Here is a 16,429-nt window from a genome sequence, read left to right as displayed (position 1 = left end):
TTAGCGCGTTGGTGGCCAATCAGCCCGCCGATTTCAAATCACGGATCAGGGCGTCGATATTGCCTTTGCGACGATCCAGCATCGCGCCGATCTCTTCGCGTTCGGTCAGCAGCATGTTGATGCCTTCGATATACATGTTGAAGAACAGGTCTTTGCCGGTGCGATCCGAAACGTGGAAATCCACCTCGAAGGGGGCCTCGCCACGCAGATGGGCAATTGTGCGCACCTGGTAGAAGCTTTTGACCTTTTTCACGCCTTGAACTTCAAGGCGCCCGCCGATGAATTCACGGAAGCGTTTGCCGTATTTGCGCGAGACATATCCGGTGAAATTATTGGTAAACGCCTTTTTCTGAGCCTTGGTGGCGCGCCGACCGTCCACCCCCATCGCATAGGCGGCGATATAGGACAGATCCGCATATTTGCGGAAGATCCGTTCGAAATCCTTGTACATCGCGGTTTCGGATTTACCGGAATCGATGACGGTATTGATTTCGCCAACCAAGCCGTTCACGAGCCCTTTGGCCTGGGCATCATTCAGCGCCAAAGCGGCCGTCGGAGCCAGCAGGGTTGCACCAGAGGTGGCCAGAAACGTGCGGCGGGACAAGGGCAACATTTTAAAAACCTTCGGTATCTATGTCTTCGGGAGCAATATAGGTATCCTCGGTCTGGATTCCCAGTTCGTGACGCCGGTTTTGCGTGCCCAGCAATCGGCCCTGGGCATAGCTGTCAGCACTGTCATACAATAGGGAATTGACCGTATCGGCATAGCGCCCGCGATTGCCGACCTGTTTCAACACCTTGGTCGAGCGGGCGACATTTTTCTGCCGGACCGTCAGCACCGAATCCAACGGATCGGTGAAGAAGCCGACGACTTTGCCGACGGTGTCGCGTTCGTTCGAAGGGCCCAGCAAGGGCAGCTCGACATAGGCGCCTTCTGGGGCGCCCCAGACATGCAGCGTTTCACCAAAATCAGACTCGTCCGGGTACACGCCCAGATCTGCGGCTGCATCGAACAGGCCGCCAAATCCAAGCGTCGAGTTCACCACGAACCGGGTCACGTTGCGGGTCACGCCGCGCAAATCGCCTTGCAGCAGGTGGTTCACGGCGCTGGACGGCTCCCCAAGGTTATCGGCGAAATTACCGACCGAGATCACCGCCTCTTCGGGCAGAACGGCGACATAGGCCTTGGACACCGGGCGCAGAACCGCCTTGTCGATGGCCTTGTTCAGGGCATGGGTGTTGCGGTTGGCCTCTTCATAGGGGTCGTATACCTCGGAGGCCGGAAAATCCGGGCCTGGTGTTGAACATGCCGATAGGGCGAAAATTGTCGCCAAGGTACACGCCGCCATTGAAGGCCGAATGAAAGACCTGTATCGCTCTATCATCACAACTTTGTTCCACAAAATTAATTTCGGTGTTTTATTTAGACGAAGACTGAGCGAAACCCAGTCACACATAGCGGCATGAACCCCATCTGTGGCAATATAGCGACAGATCATTCAGCCTCAAAGGTAACCAAGCGGATGAATGAGAAAATTTTCGCGCATCCGGGACGAGACGATTAATGGCAGCACGTTTCCCATGAAAAACCCCCGAGTAGAAGCAGGGTTGGACGAGCTTCGCTCTGTCCGCAAAGAAAGCCGCGCGTTGTTCTGGGCCGCCGGGGTCTTTAGCTTTTTCGTGAATATGCTGATGCTGACCGGGCCTCTCTATATGTTGCAGGTCTATGACAGGGTGCTTGGCAGCCGGTCCTTTGAAACCTTGTTCGGGCTGACGTTGATCGTGGCCTTTCTGTACGGAATGATGGGGCTTTTGGATTTTGTGCGCGCCCGGATCATGGCCCGCATCGGGTCGCGATTCCAGGCACGCCTGGACAAACGCGTGTTCGACGCCGTTATCCGCAAATCGGCCATCGCGCCCGATGACAACAGCGCGACGGGTCTGCGCGATCTGGAATCCATACAACGCTTGCTGATCTCGCCCGCGTTCATGGCGCTGTTTGATATTCCGTGGACTCCGTTCTTTCTGGCCGGGATTTTGCTGTTCCATCCCTGGCTTGGCTATCTGGCCCTGTCTGGTGGGCTGTTTCTGATCGTGCTGGCCATTCTGAACCAGATGACCACGCGACGCCCGACGGCCCATGCCAATATGGCCATTGTCCAATCCGAGCAGATCTCGGGTCAGATGCTGTCCGAGGCTGAAATGGTGCAGTCGATGGGGATGCGAGACGCCTCGTTCCAGCGCTGGCAAAAAGCCCGCAACACGGCACTGACGCAAGCGCTTGCTGCCTCGGACGCGGGTGGATTGTTCAGCACATTGACCAAGACCTTCCGTCTGTTCCTGCAATCCGCAATGCTGGGCCTTGGGGCCTATCTGGTTCTGATCGGCGAACTAACCCCCGGCGCGATGATTGCGGGTTCGATCCTGATGGGGCGCGCGCTGGCCCCGATTGAACTGGCCATCGGGCAATGGCCGGTTTTCCAGCGGGCGATGAAGGGTTGGGACAACCTGGCGCTGCTGCTTGGATCTGTCTCACAAGAGCCGCCGCGCACCGCCCTGCCCAAGCCACAGGCCAAGCTTGACGTGCAACAGCTGACCATTGTCCCACCCGGTCAATCTCAGGCAACGTTGCGAATGGTGAATTTTGCGCTGGCCCCCGGCCAGGCGGTTGGGGTCATTGGTGTTTCGGGGGCCGGGAAATCCACTCTGGCGCGCGCACTGACAGGTTTGTGGCGCCCGGCCGGAGGAAAAATCCGACTGGATGGCGCTGCTTTGGATCAATATGACCCCAATATTCTGGGCCAATTGATCGGGTATTTGCCTCAACGGGTCGAGCTGTTTGACGGTACGATCGCAGAAAATATTGCGCGTCTATCCCCTGAACCCGATGCGGAAAAGATCGTCGCGGCGGCAAAAAAGGCAGATGCCCACGCCATGATCCTGCAAATGCCAGAGGGCTATGATACCCAGGTCGCAGCCGCTGGCGGGCGGCTGTCGGGTGGACAGATTCAACGCATCGGCCTGGCCCGTGCCATGTACTCGGATCCGGTGATTTTGGTGCTGGACGAGCCGAACTCAAATCTCGACAACGAGGGTAGCCAAGCACTGAACCGCGCCATTCGCGCCATGAAATCCGAGGGCAAATCAGTGCTGATCATGGCGCACCGCCCCGCGGCCATTCAGGAATGTGATCTGCTGCTGATGCTGGAAAGCGGCCAGGTGAAAGCCTTTGGCCCCAAGGATGATGTGCTGAAAAAGATGGTTCAAAACCACCAACAGATCGCGCGCGAGCCCAACAAAGGAAGCGTCCAATGAGCAGCGAGGTCCAGAAACGCTTCCCTGTTTCACGCCATATGACGGTTGGCTTGGTGGCTTTGCTGCTGCTGGTGGGCGGCTTTGGCGGATGGGCCGCGTTCACGAATATTTCGGGCGCTGTTGTTGCCTCGGGGCAGGTCGAGGTCGACCAGAACCGGCAAGTCGTGCAACACCCGGATGGCGGCGTCATCTCTGATATTCTGGTGGACGAGGGCGATTTCGTCGACGCGGATCAAATGCTGGTCCGGCTGGACCCGTCCACGCTGGACTCTGAACTGAAGATCGTCGAGGGTCAGCTATTCGAATTGATGGCGCGCCGCGGGCGGCTGGAAGCAGAGCGTGACGGCCGTGCAACCGCTGAATTCGATCCCTTGCTGCTAGAAATCGCGGCAAAGGATCCGAACATCGCGGCACAGGTAGAAGGCCAAAGACAGCTGTTGGCGGCTCGGGGGGCTTCGATAGCAAAGGAAATAGAGCAGCTGCAAAAGCGCCGCGCACAGATTCTGAACCAAATTGAAGGTGTCGATGCACAGCGAACTGCCCTGCAAAATCAATTGGACTTGATCAGCCAGGAACTGGCCAGCCAGCAGGAACTGCTCGACAAGGGTCTGGCGCAGGCGTCTCGGGTTTTGGCGCTGCAACGCGAAAGCGCTCGGCTAAGCGGTCAGGTTGGTGAACTGACGGCCAGCCGCGCCCAAGCCGAAGGCCGCATCACCGAAATCGAAATCGAAATCCTAAAACTGGATACGCGCCGCCGCGAAGAAGCGATCTCGACGCTTCGGGACTTGGAATACCGCGAACTGGAATTGGCTGAGAAGCGTCGAGCCATTCTGCAACGACTGGACCGCCTGGATATCCGCGCGCCAGTTTCGGGTATCGTCTATGGGCTGCAATTCTATACCCCGCGCTCTGTGATCCGCCCGGCCGATCCGGTGTTGTTCCTTGTTCCCCAAGACCGCCCACTGGTGATCGCGGCGCAGGTTTCCCCGATCCACGTGGATCAGATTTTCGTGGGCCAAGAGGTCACTTTACGGTTTTCGACATTTGACCAACGCACCACACCGGAGTTGTTCGGCAAAGTCGCGCAGGTCTCACCCGATGCGTTCACGGACGAGGCTAGCCGCTCGAGCTTTTATCGCGTTGAAATCGACCTGAACGAAGGTGAGCTATCTCGCTTACCGGAAGGCAGCACCTTGTTGCCCGGCATGCCCGTTGAAACCTTTATTCGTACGCTGGACCGCACACCGCTAGCCTATCTTGTGAAACCGCTGACGGATTATTTCACCAAGGCCTTCCGGGAATAGCGCGCTTGCATTCAGCGGGGTGCGCGCTAGCCTGCCCGGTATATCAAACGCAAGGATACGGACATGACCGGAACCATTGAAACCCGCCTGGCCCAGCTGGGTGTTACTCTGCCCGACGCCCCGGCCCCGGCCGCCAATTATGTGCCCTATGTGATTGTCGGCGACATGGTTTATGTGTCCGGTCAGGTGTCTTCGGATGCAGATGGGTTCATCACCGGAAAATTGGGGGATGACCTGATGACCGAGGACGGCGCAGCCGCCGCAAAATCCTGTGCGATCAGCCTGTTGGCGCAGCTTAAGGCCGCCTGTGACGGGGATCTGGACCGACTGGAACGCGTGGTAAAACTGGTTGGTTTCGTGAACTCGACCCCGGACTATGTGGAGCAGCCCAAGGTGATCAACGGTGCCTCGGATTTCCTGGTCGAGGCATTGGGGGACAAGGGGCGCCACGCGCGTTCAGCCGTGTCCGCTGCTGCCCTGCCGCTGGGCGTGGCTGTGGAAATCGAAGCCATATTCCAGATCAAATGACCGCCCTGCCGCAGGGGTTTCTGAAGGCCCCGATCGCGCACCGCGCCTATCATGACATCTCAGCCGGTCGGGTGGAAAACTCGACCAGCGCCATTCAGGCCGCGATCGATGCCGGCTATGGGATCGAGATCGACCTGCAACTGTCCAAGGATGGGCAGGCCATGGTGTTTCACGACTATGATCTGGGGCGGTTGACCGGCGAAACAGGCCCGATCCGGGGGCGGACAGCCGCAGAGCTGGCCCAGATCGTCCTGACGGGCGGCTCCGACACCATCCGCACCTTCCCCGAGGTGCTGAGCCTGATCAACGGCCGCGTCCCCCTGCTGGTCGAGCTCAAGGATCAGGACGGCGCGATGGGCGCGAATGTCGGCATTCTGGAACGCGCCACGGCCGAGGCCCTGGAGCGCTATTCCGGCGATGTGGCGGTGATGTCGTTTAACCCCAACGCGATGCTGCAAATGCAAATTCATGCGCCGGACGTGCCGCGCGGTCTGACCACCAGCGCCTATACCCGCGAAGACTGGCAATTGCTGCCCGCCCGCACCCGTGATCGGCTGCGCGACATCCCCGATTACGACACGGTCGGCGCCTGTTTCATCAGCCACGAGGCCGCCGATTTGGCTCGCCCGCGTGTGTCCGAGCTGAAAAACCGGGGCGCGCATGTGCTGTGCTGGACCATCCGCTCGGCGCAAGCCGAGGCAGAAGCCCGCAAGATCGCCGAAAATGTGACCTTTGAAGGCTACGCCGCCGCGATCCCCGCTTGATCCGGGGCGCCATTGGCTCAGATACTGCCAAAAGGGACGCAAAGGACACTATGGCAGAACAGACCATTGAAATTCAGGTGCTTGGTAGCCTGAGCCAACTGGACCCGTCCGCATGGGACGCCTGTGCACGTGCGGGCGACGGCCGCGCCCCCGATCCCTTTACCACCTACAGGTTTCTGTCGGCGCTCGAAGACAGTGGCTCGGTCGGGGCGGGCACCGGCTGGCAACCGCAATACCTGGCTGCCAAACGCGGTGACGAGCTGATCGCCTGCGCGCCGCTCTATGCCAAATCCCACAGCCAGGGCGAATATGTCTTTGATCACTCCTGGGCCCACGCTTACGAGCGCGCGGGCGGGCGGTACTACCCCAAACTACAACTGGCCGTGCCCTTTACCCCGGTGACCGGCCCACGTTTCCTGACCTTGCCAGGCGAAGAAGTCACCGGCATGTCCGCGCTGATCCAAGGGGCCGTGCATCTGGCCAGCGAACACCAGGTCTCGTCGCTGCACGTCACGTTCTGCACCGAGGCGGAATTGCTGGCCGGTCAACAAATGGGCCTGATGCACCGCACCGGGCAGCAATTTCACTGGCTGAACGACAGCTACGCCGATTTTGAAGGCTTTCTGGCTGCGCTGTCCTCGCGCAAACGCAAAACCATCCGCAAGGAACGCCGCACGGCCCAGGGGTTTGGTGGCACGATCCGGCAATTGACCGGCGAAGACATCAAGGCCCACCACTGGGATGCCTTTTGGCAGTTCTATCAGGACACCGGCGCGCGCAAATGGGGCTCGCCCTACCTGACCCGCGAATTCTTCGAGATTGCCCATGCCACGATGCGCGATGACATCCTGCTGGTCATCGCCGAAGCCGACGGGCTCCCTATTGCGGGCGCGCTGAATTTCATCGGGCAGGACACGCTGTTCGGGCGCTATTGGGGCTGCGTTCAGGATCACCCCTGCCTGCACTTCGAACTGTGCTATTATCAGGCCATCGACTATGCCATCACGCACGGCCTGCAAAAGGTCGAGGCCGGGGCCCAGGGCGAACACAAGCTGGCGCGCGGCTATCTGCCAGTGGAAACGCATTCGCTGCACTGGATCGCCGATGCCGGTTTTGCCCGCGCCGTGGAACAATTCCTGGATGGCGAACGCCGCGCCGTGGCCGAAGAAATCGAAATCCTGACCGACTATGGCCCCTTCAAAAAGTCCCAGACGGAGGACCACCAATGACCGAGAAACTCAGCGACACCGGTCGCAAAACCATGCTGGACCCGCTGCTGGCCGCCGGTTGGAAACAGCTGGACGGGCGCGACGCGATCACCAAAACTTACGAGTTTGCTGACTTTACGGAAGCCTTTGCCTTCATGACCCGCGCGGCTATGTGGGCGGAAAAATGGAACCACCACCCCGAATGGACCAACGTCTGGAACCGCGTGACGGTGACGCTGACCACCCATGATGTCGGCGGCCTCAGCGCTCAGGACGTGAAACTGGCCCGAAAAATGGATCAACTGACACAATGACCTTCTCCGACTTGCTTGCCATCGAGATCACCAATGGCATCACCCTGGGCGACACGCTGACGGCCGAGTTTCTGACCACAATTCTGGGCAGCATACTGGGCGCCATCGTGATCCTGATCCTAGGCTTCCTGATCGCAGGATGGGCCCGGCGCCGCGTGATCAAGCTGGGCCTGAAATACGAAGCGCTGGATGATACGCTGTTCATTTTCCTGGGCAATATCACGCGATATGCGATCCTGATCTTCACCGCACTGTTCGTCCTGAACACATTCGGCGTCCAAACAACCTCGTTCGTGGCGGTGATCGGCGCGGCGGGCCTGGCCATCGGCCTGGCCCTGCAAGGCACCCTGTCCAACGTCGCCGCTGGCGTGATGATCATCGTTTTCCGCCCCATCAAGCTGGGCGATTTCGTCCAGGTCGGCGGGGAAACGGGCGCGGTCAAATCCATCTCGCTGAACTATACCGAGCTCGCCAGCGCCGCCAATGTCCAGATCATCATCCCGAACGCACAGGTTTGGGGCAACACGATCACCAATTTCTCGATCTACCCGACACGCCGCGCCGAATGGGTGTTTGGCGTAGGCTACGGCGCCGACCTGAAACTGGCCGAACAGGTCATCCGCGAAACGATCATGGCCGATCCGCGCGCCAAATCCGATCCCGCCCCCTTTGTGCAAGTCAACAATCTGGGCGACTTCTCGGTCGATTTCCTGGTTCGGGTCTGGGTCAACTCCAGCGATTTTTTTGCCTTCCAGGCCGATATGAAACGCGCCGTCAAAGAAGCCCTGGATAAGGCCCAGATCGATATCCCCTTCCCCACGCAAACGCTGATCCAGTCCAGCTAAACCCAACGCAAAGGGGCCAGGCAAAACCCGGCCCCTTCTTTGCTCTGAAAACACTCATTCCCCGGCCGGCAACTAAAACGCGCCCGGTGTGGGTCAATCAGATCTCGGCCAACAGCGCCTCTCCGCTGGAAATCTCGCAGCCGCCGGTCGTTTCAGGATGGAACACCTTCACCACACCGTCCTCGACATACATCGCATAGCGCTTCGAGCGGCCATAGAATCCCACAACTTCGGCGTCGAAATCCTGACCCAACGCCTTGGCATAGGCCCCGTCAGCATCAGACAGGCAGGTGATGCCCGCCTCATCCGCGCCGGTTGCCTCGGCCCACATCTTCATCACAAAAGGATCGTTCACCGCCACGCAGATGATTTCGTCCACGCCTTTTTCAGCAAAGGCATCCTTGGTGCGAATAAAGCTGGGCATATGAGCTACGTGACAGGTGGTCGAAAACGCGCCCGGCACCGCAAAAATAATCACTTTGCGCCCCTTCAGCTTGTCGCTCAGCGTCACGGTTTGCGGCCCTTCTGCCGTCATTTGCAGAAATTTTGCCTCTGGCAGCGGTTCACCCTGTGAAATTCCCATGATTGTCTCGTGTCCTTCGTTGCGTTTTCCTTTGGCAAGCATATAGGCTGCGCCGAACCAGAAACCAGTGGTTTCACCAAGGGAGAGAATAATGAAAAACATCGTGGTCGTCGGCGCCGGTCAGGCGGGCTCGGCAGCGGTCGCGCAGCTGCGCAAATCGGGCTTCGAGGGAACCATCACCCTCATAGGCGAGGAAAGCGCCCCACCCTACCAGCGTCCGCCCTTGTCCAAGAAATACCTGCTGGGCGAGATGGAGGTCGAACGGCTGTACCTGCGCCCCGAAAGCTTCTACGCCGAAAACGGCATCACCCTGACGCTGAACACCCGCGTTGAGGCGATCGACACTGCTGCGAAAACGGTCAGTGCGGGCGGTCAGCACCTGCCCTATGACGCGCTGATCCTGACGACAGGCTCCATCCCCAACCGCCTGCCTGCCAAGATCGGCGGAGCGCTGGATGGTGTTTTTGTGGTGCGCGGGCTGGATGATGTGGATGCCATGGCCCCCGAATTCAAAGACGGCGCCAAGGTACTGATCGTCGGCGGTGGCTATATCGGGCTCGAGGCCGCAGCGGTTGCCGCCTCCAAGGGGCTGAAAGTGACGCTGGTGGAGATGGCAGATCGCATCCTGCAACGCGTCGCCGCGCCGGAAACCAGCACCTATTTTCGCGACCTGCACACACAGAACGGCGTCGACATTCGCGAAGGTGTCGGGCTGGACACCCTGCTGGGCGAGGGCCGCGTGTCCGGTGCGCGCCTGACCGATGGCTCGGAACTCGACGTGGATTTCGTGATCGTCGGCGTCGGCATCACCCCCGCCACCACCCTGGCCGAAGCCGCGGGCCTCGACCTTGAAAACGGCATCAAGACCGATGAACAGGGCCGCACCAGCGACCCGTCGATCTGGGCGGCGGGCGATTGCGCCTCGTTCCCCTATCGCGGCGACCGCATCCGGCTGGAATCCGTCCCTAACGCCATCGATCAATCCGAATGCGTGGCCGAAAACATCCTGGGCGCCGAAAAAACCTATGTGCCCAAACCGTGGTTCTGGTCGGATCAATACGACGTCAAACTGCAAATCGCAGGCCTGAATACGGGCTACGACAAGGTGATCACCCGCACGGGTGACAAGCCCGGCTCTGTCTCCTTCTGGTACTACAAGGGCGACACGCTGCTGGCCGTTGATGCCGCCAACGATCCGCGCGCCTATATGATCGGCAAACGCCTGATCGACAGCGGCAAATCCCCCGACGCAGCGGCCGTGGCCAACCCAGAAACTGAACTGAAATCGCTGATGAAATGAGAATTGTCGCCGGAGCCTTCAAAGGGCGCGCCCTTGCCGCAGTCGGCAAGGGTGACCCGGGCGCGCATCTGCGCCCAACCACCGACCGTACGCGCGAAAGCCTGTTCAACATGCTGGGAGGCGGGCGCTTTGGCGATCCCATCACTGATGCCCGTGTGCTGGACCTGTTCGCCGGCACCGGTGCGCTGGGGCTCGAGGCGCTGTCGCGGGGCGCAGCGCACGTCACCTTTGTGGATGACGGCGCCAAATCCAACGCGCTTCTGCGCCAGAACATCCAGATCTGCGAGGCCAAGGCCCAAACGAAAATCATCCGCCGCGATGCCCGCAAACTGCCGCAAAACCCGGACGCGCCCTATAATCTGATCTTTCTCGATCCCCCCTATGGCAAAGGCTTGGGCGAACGCGCCCTCCAAACCGCTCTGGATCAGGGGTGGATTGGCGCAAACGCCCTGATCGTCTGGGAGGAAAACACCTCCATCACCCCACCCGCCACGCTGACCCAACTGGACGCGCGCCGGTATGGCGATACAACGATCACCCTGCTCGAAGCCTGATCGGCTTTTTCTTGGCCCAAATACCCCGGGGTGAATGCGCCGCAGGCGCAGAGGGGCAGCGCCCCTTATTTCACCAGCACCACCGGCACCTTGCAGGTCCGGATCATCTGCGTCGTGGTCGATCCGATGATCATCGAGCGGATGCGCGAATGCCCATAGGCCCCCATCACCAGCAGGTCATAGCCCTCGGCATCCACCAGCTCGCCCAACGCGGTTTCGGGTGCGCCGTCCACCACCTTCACCGCAGCCTCGTGCCCACCAGCCGACAGGGTTGCGCGCGCGTCTTCCAGCCCGCGTTTCACACTGTCATTCGGCTTGCCCACGGTCACCAGCGTACAGGCCAGCCCGGCAAACAACGGATCACGCGCCACGTAATCCACCGCCTTCATCGCCGAGACACCGCCGTCATAAGCGATCAGTACGGTCTCGATCGGCTTGAACGCACGGTTGGCGACGAAAACAGGGGCCTTGGTCGCCCGTGCTACGCGCTCCAGGTTGGATCCCAGGTGCATCTTGGCGAAATCCGCGGCCTCGCCACGTTTGCCGATCACGATCAACGACGCGCCTTCTTCCTGCTCGGCCACGGTTTCCACCATGTCTCCGTTGCGCAGGCGCAAAGCCACGTCTGAAACGCCATCGCCCTCGATGATTTCCTTCGCATCGTCAAGAATGGCACGTCCCTGAGCCTGCGCCAGCTTGGCACGTTGGGCGTCAAGCTCGGCCAGCTCGCCCATGATTTTCGTCCGAGCACCCAGCCGCAGGTTCCCGCTCAGATCGCCCGAGCCCCCTTCACGGCGGCCCAGAATGTGGAACAGTTCCACTGGCGCGCCAGTGCGACCCGCGATCCAGGATACGTGATGGCAAACGCTCTCGGAATAGGCCGAGCCGTCCACCAATGCGATGATCTTTCCGGTCATGGCTCTCTCCTTAATGTGCCAACAGCTTGTCCATCGCGCCGGGCTTGTCATGCTCGCCCAGACGATCAACGATGGTCTCGGATGCCTTGTTCATGCCGATGATCTCGACCTCGGCCCCTTCCCGGCGGAACTTGAGCACAGCCATGTCCAGCGCAGCAACCGAAGAAATGTCCCAGATATGCGCGCGGCTGACATCGATGGTGACTTTCTCCAGTGCTTCACGGAAATCAAAGGCCTTCATAAAGTCCTCGGACGAGGCAAAGAACAGCTGACCTTCGACGATATAGCGCCGTTCACGGCCGTCATCCGACAGCTCGGAGCGCACACCGAACAGCTGCGCAATTTTCCACGCAAAGAAGATCCCCGACAGCAGCACGCCCACCAGAACACCAATCGCCAGGTTATGGGTAAAGACCACGAAGACCACGGTCGCCACCATCACGATCGAGCTGCTGGGCGGATGATCCCGCAGCGATTTCAACGACGACCAGCTGAACGTGCCCACGGACACCATGATCATGATCGCCACCAGCGCGGCCATCGGAATACGCGCCACCAGATCGCCCAGGAATACCACCAGGATCAGCAGCACAGCCCCCGCGATAAAGGTCGACAAACGCCCGCGCCCGCCGGATTTCACGTTGATCATCGACTGGCCGATCATGGCACAGCCTGCCATCCCGCCAATAAACCCGGTGCAGAAGTTCGCAACACCCTGGCCCACACATTCCTGGTTCTTGCTGGAGGTCGTATCGGTCAGCTCGTCCACCAGGTTCTGGGTCATCAGGCTTTCCAGCAGGCCAACAGCCGCCACCGCCGCCGAGTATGGCAGAATGATCATCAGCGTCTCAAAGGTCAGCGGAATATCGGGCAGCAGGAAGATCGGCAAGGTATCGGGCAGCTCGCCCATGTCGCCAACGGTGCGCAGATCCAGCCCCAAAGACAGCGAAACCGTGGTCAGGATGATGATACACACCAACGGCGAGGGCACCGCCTTGGTCAGCAAAGGAAACAGGTAGATGATCCCCAGCCCGGCCGCGACCATCACATATGTCAAAGGCGGCACGTTGATCAGCTCGGGCAGCTGCGCCATGAAAATCAAGATCGCCAAAGCATTCACGAACCCCGTCATGACCGAGCGCGACACGAACCGCATCACATAGCCCAGCCGCAATATCCCGGCCACCACCTGCAAGACCCCGGCCAGAATGGTCGCCGCCAGCAGATATTGCAGCCCGTGCTCTTTCACCAGCGTCACCATCAGCACCGCCGTCGCCGCCGTCGCCGCCGAGATCATCCCCGGACGCCCACCGACAATCGCCGTAATCACCGCGATCGAGAACGAGGCATACAACCCCACCTTGGGGTCCACCCCCGCGATGATGGAAAACGCAATCGCCTCGGGGATCAGCGCCAGGGCCACAACCAGCCCTGACAGCAAGTCACCCTTCACGTTCCGGGTCCATTCCCGACCATAAGAAGAAACAGAAATCATCGGCCACCAGCCTCCGTCCACGGGCCCGAGCGCAACCTGTGCCGCAGGCCGGACCGCTTCATGCATTCAATCGACCTGGCCCAACAGCCAGCCCGCGCGTTTGCTCCGCGCTTATACGCCCACCCGGTTTTCCGCAACAGCTTGCACCCCAAGCACCACGCTTTAACCGCGATTGCGCTTTCTTTGCTCTGCAAATACTCAGGCGCGGCGGATCAATCAGACACCATAGGTCGGATGAAACGTCCCAGCCGGAGACAAGGTGAAAATCTCGAACCCATCCGCCGTGACGCCGATCGAGTGCTCGAACTGCGCGCTCAGGGATTTGTCGCGGGTTACCGCAGTCCAATCATCGGCCAGCACCTTGGTTTCCGGCCGGCCCAGATTCACCATGGGCTCGATGGTGAAGAACATGCCTTCTTCTAACACCGGCCCGGTGCCCGGACGGCCATAGTGCAGCACGTTCGGCGGCGCGTGGAACACCGTGCCCAGCCCGTGCCCGCAGAAATCCCGCACGACGCTCATCCGGTGCGCTTCGACATAGGCCTGGATCGCGTGGCCGATATCGCCGAAAGTGTTGCCCGGCTTGACCATCTCGATCCCTTTGAACAAAGCGTCATGGGTCACCTGGATCAAGCGCTCCGACTTGCGCGACAGTTTTCCCGCTACGAACATCCGCGAGGTATCGCCGTACCAGCCATCTGCAATCACGGTGACGTCGATATTCAGGATATCGCCATCTTTCAGCTTCTTGTCACCGGGGATGCCGTGACAGACCACATGGTTGATGCTGATACAGCTGGCATGTTTGTACCCTTTGTACCCAATCGTGGCCGAGGTCGTGCCTTTTGCGATCACCTTTTCTTCGATGATCTTGTCGATTGCAGCCGTTGTCTGGCCGGGAAAGACGTGTTCCGCGATCTCGTCCAGAATCTCGGCCGCGACCCGTCCAGCCTTGTGCATGCCTGCGAAATCAGCCTGTTCGTGGATGCGAATGCCTTCACGCGTTACGCGGCCGTCGTGCTTGGTTTGCAAAGGTCTTCTCCGTGGCGCAATAGGGTTTTGTCAGGTTCTAACGCGATTTTCTGGCAAGGGCCAGTGGGCTAGGGCGCGATCGGGATCGGCGCGCCCAATGTGATCTGCTCGGGGGTGATATCGGTCCCTAGGACCAGGACTTCGACACCGGCGTTGCGGGCCAGATCGAACGCCTTGGCATAGGTCGGGTCGATATCCGCAGCCAGTGCGAACCGGTCGGCATCGGTGCGCTGCACCAGGTACAGCATCACGGCGCGGTGCCCCTGCGCCACCATCGTGGACAGCTCGCCCAGATGCTTGGTCCCGCGGGCGGTGACACTGTCCGGGAATTCAGCCAAACCGGGCTGGCGCGACAAGGTCACGGATTTGACCTCGACATAGGTGTCCGGACCGTCCCCCGTCAGCAGGAAATCGATACGGCTTTTCTGGCCGTATTTCACCTCGGCGCGGACAGCGTCATAGCCTGTCAATCCGGGCACGTCGTGTGCCTCGAATGCGGCACGCAGGGCCCGGTTGGGCACCGAGGTATCCACTCCTGTGAAATGCCCGTCTGAATGCTCGACCAGACGCCAGCCGAATTTCAGCTTTTTCTTAGGGTCATCATTGGGTTCCAGCCAAATTCGCGTGCCTGGCTCTGCCAGTCCCATCATCGAGCCGGGATTGGCACAATGAGCGGTGACTTCTCGCCCATCCTCCAGCCGACAATCGGCCAGAAACCGCTTATATCGTTTGATCAGCGTGGCGGGCACAAGAGGGGTAGGAAAGCGCATATCCAGCGCCTATACCGATGGGGGTGATTTCGCAAGATAACGGAGGGATATCATGACCAATCCAAAGGCAGCCATGCTAGTGATCGGGGATGAAATCCTGTCCGGCCGCACCCGCGACAGCAACATGCATTACCTGGCCAAGGAACTGACGCGCGCGGGTATCGATCTGGCCGAAGCCCGGGTGGTTTCCGACGATGCCGAAGCGATCAAAAGCGCCGTCAAGGCGCTGTCTGAGGCCTATGACCATGTCTTTACCTCGGGGGGCATTGGCCCGACCCATGATGACATCACCGCCGAATGCGTGGCAGCGGCGTTCGACACGCCTATCAGCATCCGAGACGACGCCCGTGCCTTGCTGGAGGCGCATTACAAACGCTCGGGCAGCGAGCTGAACGAAGCCCGCCTGCGCATGGCGCGCATCCCCGATGGCGCGACCCTGATCGATAACCCCGTGTCCACCGCTCCGGGCTTTACCATTGGCAACGTGCATGTGATGGCCGGGGTGCCAGCCGTATTCGAAACCATGGTGGCCAGCGTTTTGCCCACCCTGTCGGGCGGCGATCCCTTGTTGTCGCAATCGATGCGGATCGAACGTGGCGAGGGCGAAATCGCCGGCCCCCTATCCGATCTGGCCGATGCGTTTCCGGACCTGTCCATTGGGTCTTATCCCTTTGTTCACAATGGCATTTATGGATCCAATATCGTCATTCGCGGTCATGATGGCGGCCAGGTTGACGCGGCCATGACTCGTTTGGCGGAACTGTTTGCATGACACTGCCAGACGACACCGCCCTGTACGAAGTGATTGATGCCACCTGGCCCGCCGCCGCGACCCGGGCTGTTGGCCCCTGGCTGATCCGAGAGGGCTTGGGCGGTGGTCAGCGGGTCTCGGCCACAATCGCGACCGAGCCTGTAACGCCCGCCGACCTGCCCCAGGCCGAGGCCGCGATGCAGGCCTTGGATCAGCCCCGTCTGTTTCAGGTGCGCAAAGGCGACGAGGCCCTGGATTCCCTGCTGGCCGAACGCGGGTATCAGATCGTTGATCCGGTCAATCTGTGGGTCGCTCCGGCCGATGTTCTGGCCACAGATTTCCCCCCGCCCGTGACCGCCTTTCACCTGTGGGAGCCCCTGGCCATCCAGATCGATATGTGGGCAGACGGGGATATCGGCCCCGGCCGGATCGCCGTGATGCACCGCGCGCCTTCGCCCAAAACTGCGTTGCTGGGGCGGCTTAAGGATTCGCCCGCTGGCACCGCCTTTGTTGGGGTTCACAAGGGCGTTGCCATGCTGCACGCCATCTATGTTCTGCCGCATCAGCGCAAACAGGGCATGGCGCGCTGGTTCATGCGTCTGGCGGCCTTTTGGGCCAAGGACAACGGCGCCGACCATGTCGCGGTGGTCTGCACGCAAGACAATGCAGCCGCGAATGGACTATATTCCGATATGGGAATGACGCTCGTTGGCCAATATCATTACCGAAAGCACAAAGAAGATTTGTAG

General features: G+C 60.1%; 18 protein-coding genes. 11 read left to right on the top strand and 7 right to left on the bottom strand.

What is annotated here, in order from left to right:
* Positions 1 to 19 precede the first annotated feature (19 nt).
* Positions 20 to 604 carry an MlaC/ttg2D family ABC transporter substrate-binding protein gene (locus tag ACXADQ_RS07880; protein WP_475326051.1) on the bottom strand — a complete coding sequence of 195 codons (585 nt, stop codon included), beginning with the start codon at positions 602 to 604 and terminating at the stop codon, positions 20 to 22.
* Positions 605 to 614: 10 nt separating this feature from the next.
* The gene (locus tag ACXADQ_RS07875; RefSeq protein ID WP_475318282.1) at positions 615 to 1,334 is read right to left on the bottom strand and encodes an MlaA family lipoprotein; all 720 of its coding nucleotides are present in this window, start codon (positions 1,332 to 1,334) and stop codon (positions 615 to 617) included.
* A 247-nt stretch (positions 1,335 to 1,581) separates the two neighbouring features.
* On the opposite strand from ACXADQ_RS07875, the gene ACXADQ_RS07870 reads away from it, so the two are divergent.
* The 7 genes from ACXADQ_RS07870 to ACXADQ_RS07840 all read left to right on the top strand — a co-directional run bounded on the left by ACXADQ_RS07870 (position 1,582) and on the right by ACXADQ_RS07840 (position 8,278).
* Positions 1,582 to 3,315 (top strand): type I secretion system permease/ATPase, encoded by a 1,734-nt coding sequence (locus ACXADQ_RS07870; RefSeq protein ID WP_475318277.1) that lies wholly within the window; start codon positions 1,582 to 1,584, stop codon positions 3,313 to 3,315.
* A complete protein-coding gene (locus ACXADQ_RS07865) occupies positions 3,312 to 4,619 on the top strand; it encodes an HlyD family type I secretion periplasmic adaptor subunit (RefSeq protein WP_475318271.1) in 1,308 nt (435 codons plus the stop codon). Before ACXADQ_RS07870 ends, ACXADQ_RS07865 begins: the two co-directional genes overlap by 4 nt.
* A 63-nt stretch (positions 4,620 to 4,682) precedes the next feature.
* Complete coding sequence (locus ACXADQ_RS07860; protein WP_475318268.1) at positions 4,683 to 5,147, top strand: RidA family protein; 465 nt, start codon at positions 4,683 to 4,685, stop codon at positions 5,145 to 5,147.
* A complete protein-coding gene (locus tag ACXADQ_RS07855; protein ID WP_475318262.1) occupies positions 5,144 to 5,911 on the top strand; it encodes a glycerophosphodiester phosphodiesterase family protein in 768 nt (255 codons plus the stop codon). Before ACXADQ_RS07860 ends, ACXADQ_RS07855 begins: the two co-directional genes overlap by 4 nt.
* Positions 5,912 to 5,961: 50 nt before the next feature.
* Positions 5,962 to 7,140 carry a GNAT family N-acetyltransferase gene (locus tag ACXADQ_RS07850; RefSeq protein ID WP_475318258.1) on the top strand — a complete coding sequence of 393 codons (1,179 nt, stop codon included), beginning with the start codon at positions 5,962 to 5,964 and terminating at the stop codon, positions 7,138 to 7,140.
* Positions 7,137 to 7,433 (top strand): 4a-hydroxytetrahydrobiopterin dehydratase, encoded by a 297-nt coding sequence (locus tag ACXADQ_RS07845; RefSeq protein ID WP_475318254.1) that lies wholly within the window; start codon positions 7,137 to 7,139, stop codon positions 7,431 to 7,433. Before ACXADQ_RS07850 ends, ACXADQ_RS07845 begins: the two co-directional genes overlap by 4 nt.
* Positions 7,430 to 8,278, top strand: coding sequence for a mechanosensitive ion channel family protein (locus ACXADQ_RS07840; protein WP_475318250.1), 849 nt, complete (start codon positions 7,430 to 7,432; stop codon positions 8,276 to 8,278). Before ACXADQ_RS07845 ends, ACXADQ_RS07840 begins: the two co-directional genes overlap by 4 nt.
* A 97-nt stretch (positions 8,279 to 8,375) precedes the next feature.
* Here the strand turns inward: ACXADQ_RS07840 and ACXADQ_RS07835 are convergent, their stop codons facing one another.
* Positions 8,376 to 8,861 (bottom strand): redoxin family protein, encoded by a 486-nt coding sequence (locus ACXADQ_RS07835; RefSeq protein ID WP_475318244.1) that lies wholly within the window; start codon positions 8,859 to 8,861, stop codon positions 8,376 to 8,378.
* Positions 8,862 to 8,952: 91 nt separating this feature from the next.
* On the opposite strand from ACXADQ_RS07835, the gene ACXADQ_RS07830 reads away from it, so the two are divergent.
* Positions 8,953 to 10,161, top strand: a complete 1,209-nt coding sequence (locus ACXADQ_RS07830) for an NAD(P)/FAD-dependent oxidoreductase (protein WP_475318239.1) — start codon at positions 8,953 to 8,955, stop codon at positions 10,159 to 10,161.
* Positions 10,158 to 10,715 (top strand): 16S rRNA (guanine(966)-N(2))-methyltransferase RsmD, encoded by a 558-nt coding sequence (gene rsmD / locus ACXADQ_RS07825; protein WP_475318234.1) that lies wholly within the window; start codon positions 10,158 to 10,160, stop codon positions 10,713 to 10,715. Before ACXADQ_RS07830 ends, rsmD begins: the two co-directional genes overlap by 4 nt.
* A 65-nt stretch (positions 10,716 to 10,780) precedes the next feature.
* Here the strand turns inward: rsmD and ACXADQ_RS07820 are convergent, their stop codons facing one another.
* The 4 genes from ACXADQ_RS07820 to sfsA all read right to left on the bottom strand — a co-directional run bounded on the left by ACXADQ_RS07820 (position 10,781) and on the right by sfsA (position 14,929).
* Positions 10,781 to 11,632 (bottom strand): universal stress protein, encoded by an 852-nt coding sequence (locus ACXADQ_RS07820; protein WP_475318231.1) that lies wholly within the window; start codon positions 11,630 to 11,632, stop codon positions 10,781 to 10,783.
* A 10-nt stretch (positions 11,633 to 11,642) separates the two neighbouring features.
* On the bottom strand, positions 11,643 to 13,127 hold the full coding sequence (locus ACXADQ_RS07815; RefSeq protein WP_475326050.1) for a SulP family inorganic anion transporter: 1,485 nt from the start codon (positions 13,125 to 13,127) through the stop codon (positions 11,643 to 11,645).
* Between the two features lie 216 nt (positions 13,128 to 13,343).
* The gene (gene map / locus ACXADQ_RS07810) at positions 13,344 to 14,159 is read right to left on the bottom strand and encodes a type I methionyl aminopeptidase (protein ID WP_475318226.1); all 816 of its coding nucleotides are present in this window, start codon (positions 14,157 to 14,159) and stop codon (positions 13,344 to 13,346) included.
* A 68-nt stretch (positions 14,160 to 14,227) separates the two neighbouring features.
* Entirely contained in the window at positions 14,228 to 14,929 is a 702-nt protein-coding gene (gene sfsA / locus ACXADQ_RS07805; RefSeq protein ID WP_475318223.1) for a DNA/RNA nuclease SfsA, read from the bottom strand.
* A gap of 52 nt (positions 14,930 to 14,981) precedes the next feature.
* Between sfsA and ACXADQ_RS07800 the strand changes: the two genes are divergently transcribed.
* Both ACXADQ_RS07800 and ACXADQ_RS07795 read left to right on the top strand, forming a co-directional pair.
* The gene (locus ACXADQ_RS07800) at positions 14,982 to 15,701 is read left to right on the top strand and encodes a competence/damage-inducible protein A (protein ID WP_475318220.1); all 720 of its coding nucleotides are present in this window, start codon (positions 14,982 to 14,984) and stop codon (positions 15,699 to 15,701) included.
* Entirely contained in the window at positions 15,698 to 16,429 is a 732-nt protein-coding gene (locus tag ACXADQ_RS07795; RefSeq protein WP_475318215.1) for a GNAT family N-acetyltransferase, read from the top strand. Before ACXADQ_RS07800 ends, ACXADQ_RS07795 begins: the two co-directional genes overlap by 4 nt.

The sequence above is a fragment of the Thalassovita sp. ABM4_323 genome (assembly GCF_056158665.1).
This window is presented reverse-complemented; position numbering and strand designations above follow the sequence as displayed.